Origin of the sequence: Paracidovorax cattleyae (genome assembly GCF_900104515.1) — a bacterium.
GTDB lineage: Bacteria > Pseudomonadota > Gammaproteobacteria > Burkholderiales > Burkholderiaceae_C > Paracidovorax > Paracidovorax cattleyae.
Window position 1 is genome coordinate 1 of sequence record NZ_FNJL01000078.1, and the last position, 4,428, is coordinate 4,428.

3 protein-coding genes are annotated in these 4,428 nt (G+C 58.3%); all 3 read right to left on the minus strand.

The features are described 5' to 3' along the window. Window positions 1-2,839 (minus strand): Tle-like phospholipase domain-containing protein (locus BLR05_RS25470; RefSeq protein WP_092840599.1); only part of this gene is annotated, 2,839 nt, incomplete at its 3' end. Beyond that, the gene (locus tag BLR05_RS25475) at window positions 2,836-3,477 is read right to left on the minus strand and encodes a hypothetical protein (protein WP_092840596.1); all 642 of its coding nucleotides are present in this window, start codon (window positions 3,475-3,477) and stop codon (window positions 2,836-2,838) included. The genes BLR05_RS25475 and BLR05_RS25470, both read right to left, overlap by 4 nt. Window positions 3,478-3,488: 11 nt before the next feature. After that, complete coding sequence (locus tag BLR05_RS26370; RefSeq protein ID WP_143016048.1) at window positions 3,489-4,415, minus strand: hypothetical protein; 927 nt, start codon at window positions 4,413-4,415, stop codon at window positions 3,489-3,491. Between the last annotated feature and the right edge of the window lie 13 nt (window positions 4,416-4,428).

The window sequence follows — 4,428 nt, forward strand, 5'->3', positions numbered from 1 at the left end:
GAGGATCGTTGGTGCCGCTGCCGTTCGCCTCGGTGGCGTTGCCCAGGGCCAGCGCCGCGCCGTTGCCGTCCGCCAGGATGATGTCCGCACCGGCGCCGCCCACGATCGTGTCCGAGCCGGCGCCGCCATAGATCACGTCGTCGCCCGCGCCGCCCAGGAGCCGGTCGTCCCCCGAACCACCCGACAGGCTCACGAAGCCATTGCCGGTGGCGGACTGTGTTTCGCCGGCCGCGATCGCCGCAGCAAGGTCCACCGGCGCACCGGCGTACAACACATCATCTCCCGCCTCGCCGTAGAGCCATTGCCGCGACGTGGCGGCCGCGGTGCCGCCCTCCAGTACGTCCGCGCCCGCACCGCCGGCCGCGCCGTGGCGGTTGCTGCCGGCCTGCAGCGCGTTCGTCACCCGCAGGCCGCCATCGCGCTGCCCTGCGGCGAGCCGGTCGTAGGCATCGCGGCCCGCAGAACTAGCCAAGTCGTAAATAGAAGCGGGCTGCGGAGCCGCCGAGGCAATCAGCGAAACATCCCAGTAGTTGGCAGCTATCTGCTGAGAGCTGTCAGCACTGTCCGGCGACTTGCTCGTGTAGGCTGCGCCGATCCGGGCCGAGCCGCTAGCGGCCGCATCACCCGTCCGCATGAGGGCAAAAACCACCTCGGTCTGCCCCTCCGCAAGAGTGACAACGGCGGCTCCTGGCGAAAGCACGGCGCCCTCCGAGACAAACTGAAACTGATCCTGGAGAGCACTCAACGACAGCGTGACTGTGTCGCCTGCCTGTGCAGGACGATTGAGGTGAACGGAAAAAACGTCGCCACCGCCATCCTTGACCGCAGCAAGTCCTGCGAGCGTGTCCGGCTCGAATCGAGGGTTCTCGAAGGGGCTGGGTCCCGGCGCGTCGCTCAGCGACAGGCGCATCTTGGATTCGAGCTTGATACCGAGGTAACCGGCATCGGTCTTGGCCTTGGCCAGATCGAAATTGTCGATCGTGATGGTGTCCGTCAAACTTCCTGCACGCGTAATGACGAGCTTTTTTCCTGTCGTGGATGCTGCGTCGTTGTAGACAGCCAGCCCCACGCGCTGGCCATCCAGATCTGCCACCCAGGTGTCCGCCTTGCCTGCACTCCTGGCTTCGCCCAGAGTTTTGCCATCGATCTGGATCGATCCCAATCCATCCTGATCCAGAACGTAATCGCGGCCGAAAGAACCCTCGAACTGGTAGGTGTCGATGCCCAACCCACCCAACAGTGTGTCGTCCCCGTCGCCACCTGCGAGCACATCGTTGCCTTTGCCGGCAAAGATGAAGTCCTGCCCGCCTCCTGTCCGGAGGATGTCGGCTCCATCCGCGCCTAGAGCGAGATCGCGCTTGTTGTCGGCTGCGCTTTGGTAGGTGAAGGCTCCACTGGTTGCCACCGCAACGCGCTCAGACAGAGGCACTCGATCACGCACCAACCTCGCATAGGAACGATTGTCCAGTTGCGGGATGGTGGATTGCGTTTCTCCCAAAATGCCCTGGACGAACGCTCCCCAGGACATGAAAGCGGCGTCGGCGGCTTCCACGTCAGCGACTTTGAAGGAAACACCGCCAGCCTCGCTCTTCAGCAGGGATTTGAGCACCCCTCCTTCGTAGCGATCTGGCGTGGCATCCGGACTGACCGCCGTGAAGTAATGCCGCAGAACGCTCCCCAGCACGCCTTCCTGGAAGTACTGGACGAAGCCATCGGCGGGAATACCGAGCTTGGCGAGGTCTTTACCCAGGATATCCAGCATCTCGTCCGCCGCCACGGCTTCAGCATTGTTGGGGCTGCTCTGAGAAACACCGAACTGATGGCGGAGAAGGTGCTCGGCTAAGGTGGGAGCGTTCCCGTCGGTTCGTTGTACATCGAACAGCGCCTTGTCCGAAAACAGCCCGAGGAACGGCTTGAATCGCTGGGCCGCCAGATAGAAACCCTGATCGGCCGCGCCGTCCCGGCTCTCCAGCATCAACGCCAGCAAGGACTGTGAATGCAGCGCTACCGTGCTGGCGTCAGAACTGTTCTCCACGAGATCAAGACCGTCACCATAGATACGCAGCTTGTCGCGCATCGAGTAGTCCACGCCGTCGCCTGTCAGCATCTCACCCTTGAGTGCAATTGCATGCACGTTGGCCTCGCGCGCCACCGTCACAGGCACCATCACAACGCTAGGCAAGCCGGCCGCGGTAGCGGCCCCGGCCGCAGCCGGTCCCAGCAAGCGAAGCAGCGCGCCCAGTGGCACCGGTATGGAACCGGATGTCGTGTAATCCGCGAGCTTGGCATCGGGCGCCAGACCCTTTTGCTGGAGGTAGGCATTGAGCGCTTGGGCGTTCTCCATGCTGGCGGCGGCGCGGAAGGGTGCGGGGTCGAACGTTACAGCCTGCACGTCCAGCATCACGCCGATGGCCGATGCCAGGCCCCCGCCCAGCGAGTGCCCCGTCAGCACCATGCTCTTGCCCGCCATCGCCGGGTTCTGCTTGAGCCGCACCACGAACTCCGCCGCCTGCCGCAACTGGTCGGTCAACTTGCCCGCGCCCAGCGGCACGTTGTTCTCGAACATGTCCGGCTTCAGTTCGCCCTCGAAGTACGTGCCCGCGAAGCTCACCACAATTTCGTTGCCCTTCACGAAGGCTGCCGCCTCGAAGCCGGTCGTGCTGTCCTGCCAATAAACACGGCCGGGGACGTTAGTATCTGGCCGACGCTGGCTACCGTAGGGCCAGTCTGCAATGTTCATAGCGGCCCAACCGTGCGGAACTGGAATCTTATTAATATCCGAGCGACTGGATTCATAACTGGCACCCGCCAGCAAAGCAAGTTCAACATTGCGATTCATTTTTTATCATCCTTGTTTTTTACTGCTGGATAGGCTTGACAATCGATTGGCCGCCCGTGACTGTTTTTCTCCACTAGACGCCATGTTGTTCCTGAAGCGCCTGCCAAGACGCGCTTCATGCTTGCTATCAATTTCTGAATTTCTTCGGCACTCAAGGTTTTCCCCTTTTTCCTGGGATCAGGCATATCCGGGGTGTATTCAACAGCCATATTCGGCTTGGTAAATTCGCGTGGTAAATCGGTGTAGCTTACGCTTCTCCACGCTCCGTTTACCTGGGTAAATGTCTCGTAAGACCCAATAGGACAATCCGTATCAACGCTGAATGGTCCAACAGAAACAATCAGCCAGGGAACCCCCCTATAAAAGTCCAGCAACAGATAATTACTACTCCCGGTAATTTGATGGGTATATCTCTTCTTGGGGTCATCCGGGTCAAGAAACGTGATCGTTCGCTTCTGCGTCGATCCTGATTGCCCCGGCTCCGCCCAGCCACCCGCCACGTCCTTGCGTTCCGCGATGATCCTGCGCCCATCGTGCAGCAGGATTTCTTCCTTCCACTCGAAGGTATTCGGCGTGCAAGACGCCAATGCGGGAAGCAGAAGTACAAGAGCAAAACATCTGCGCAATATTAATTCCATACCAAACCCCTTTACTCGCCCTTAGACGGCTTCAAGACCGAACGGATAAAATTAATATTATGCTTATCGACCGACGGGCAAACATATTCCGAACTTCTTGCCCAAGGCCACGGGCCTCGATCCCCAGCGGTATTTCCTTGGCCTGGGTCCATCAGATAACCAATTCGTTCTGCAATGACTTTCCTGGTCTGTAGATCAGTAATTCGAATTGCGCCACCAGCAATCCAATATGCTCGATCCTCAGGCGTAGAGATATCATCCCAAGTCACCCCGTACCTTGCGCTAAAACTCTTTACAAGCTCTTTTTCGAGAGAAAAACCGTAGACATCCGACACAGGTTCTTTCCCAATGTTTTTTCGATAATCCTCCATTTGCTCAGGCGTACGCTTATGAATTGATTTCACAACCGCAGTATATTTATACTTTTCGCCACTGACCGGATTAATTGTTTCGACAAAACGATAGCCATCAGCGTGTCGGCTCGCATCTTCCAGGTTTAATTCTTCACCAGAAATCACTCGCAGCATGGGCTTAATGCATTCCTCCCCTCCACAATTTCTTCCATAGGGATCGGTAAGTGCGAACTGATCACCGTAGTTGATTTCAGAAGGGCGCCATCTTTGCCATAGAAATCCATTAACATTCTCTACGGTCTCGTATATTTTCTCCCCGCCCCCTTTGCACCGCTCATCGAATAATGCCTTGGCCTTTTGATACCGCTCCTTGCGTTCTTGCGCGATTTGCTGCTGGTCCCGATATTGCCGATAACCTTTGATCGGCAATATCGAAGCGACCACCAAGACCACCAGAACCGCCAGCACCTTCACCTTGTTGCGCCTCGGTGCCCATCCGGCCAGCAGCAGAGCAATCACCACCGCCAGCACATATCCCCATCCCACCGCCTGCAACAGCGATTGGGTTAGCCAGTAATCACGCATTTACGCCTCCACT

What these genes read in the sequence shown, in the direction of transcription:
- BLR05_RS26370 (WP_143016048.1), bottom strand. Translation starts at nt 4,415, where the DNA reads ATGCGTGATTACTGGCTAACCCAATCGCTGTTGCAGGCGGTGGGATGG.
- BLR05_RS25475 (WP_092840596.1), bottom strand. Translation starts at nt 3,477, where the DNA reads ATGGAATTAATATTGCGCAGATGTTTTGCTCTTGTACTTCTGCTTCCC.